The sequence below is a fragment of the Flavobacterium bomense genome (assembly GCF_003970355.1).
In genome coordinates this window covers 1-1,295 of sequence record NZ_RYDJ01000139.1, presented here as the reverse complement: position 1 = coordinate 1,295, position 1,295 = coordinate 1, and the positions used below count along the sequence as shown (strand labels likewise).

Annotated in this window: 1 protein-coding gene; it reads right to left on the bottom strand. The window is 35.1% G+C overall.

The genetic code is table 11. The features are described 5' to 3' along the window. Positions 1 to 134 precede the first annotated feature (134 nt). Positions 135 to 1,004 carry an ABC transporter permease gene (locus tag EKL98_RS16210; protein WP_126563166.1) on the bottom strand — a complete coding sequence of 290 codons (870 nt, stop codon included), beginning with the start codon at positions 1,002 to 1,004 and terminating at the stop codon, positions 135 to 137. Between the last annotated feature and the right edge of the window lie 291 nt (positions 1,005 to 1,295).

Here is a 1,295-nt window from a genome sequence, read left to right as displayed (position 1 = left end):
TTTATTTTTCTGATAGCTGTTTAACCTACTTTGCCGAGTGATCAGCTTATTGATTTTTTTCTCAGTTAAACGATTATCCTTTACTACTGACAAACAACAAACCCTTCATACACCCCCTTCGGGGGCTGGGGGGACTAAACCGTATCAATAAAACTCTTCTCGGTCTTGTTAAAAACTAGTAAACCTACAAAAAACACAATAACGGTAATGCAAACGGTATAAACCAATCCCCAAACAGAAACCATTCCGACTCCTAAGAGGATATAACGGGTCGTTTCTATAATATAAGCCAAGGGGTTGTACTGCACCAACCAAGCGTAGTCGGGCATTTTGTCTCCTATCAAAGCCATAGGATACATCACTGCCGAAAGGTACATTAGTAATTGTACACCAAAACTAATTAAATAGCTCAAATCCCTATATTTAGTGACCATAGAAGAAATCAACATCCCTAAACCCAATCCGAGTATGCCCATCAAAAGGATTAAAAAAGGAAAAAATAAAACGTGTACATTTAGGCTCAAAGGAGCGCATTGGATAAAATAGAAAAGGTAAAAAGCAACAAAAATAAAAAATTGAATGCCAAATTTGATTAAATTGGAGATTACGACGGACAATGGTGTAATGATTCTAGGAAAGTAAACCTTTCCAAAAATACTAGCATTAGCTTTGAACGTATCAGAAGTGCCACTGAGACAGGCTGTAAAATAATTCCAGACCATAATACCCGCCAAATTGAATAAAAAAGGGGGAATGGTTCCCGTATCGATTCCCGCTACTGTATTAAAAATAATAGTAAAAGTCACCGAGGTAAACAAAGGCTGAATTAAATACCACAATGGTCCCAATACGGTTTGTTTGTAAACCGTCACCACGTCTCGTTTGACGAATAGCATCAGCAAATCGCGATATTGCCAAACTTCTTTGAGATTGAGCGTGAAAATCTTATTCTTGGGTATTATTTCAAACAACCACTCTTTTTCGATATTTTCTGTACTGTTCATGGGTAAGTATAAATTCAATCTATGGAACAAAAAAGGAATTCTTATCACCATCAAAACCTATAATCCCTAGCACTGTTCGAAAGCAAATATAATACTTTATAGATTAGAAGTAAAGTAAGGCATTCGCTTTTACAATAAAATCCAGCTGTAAAGAATAAATGCCACAGATTATAAACAATAAAAATTGGTTTTAACACTATAGTTTTAAGAGTTTTTAAACCCAAGTATCCATTTCATAAATTGATTTCTCTTTAAAATCTGTGAATCTGTGGCTTACTTTTTAAAAGCGAA

Excerpts from the sequence above, each read along its gene's own strand:
- EKL98_RS16210 (WP_126563166.1), bottom strand. The coding sequence starts at position 1,004 with ATGAACAGTACAGAAAATATCGAAAAAGAGTGGTTGTTTGAAATAATA.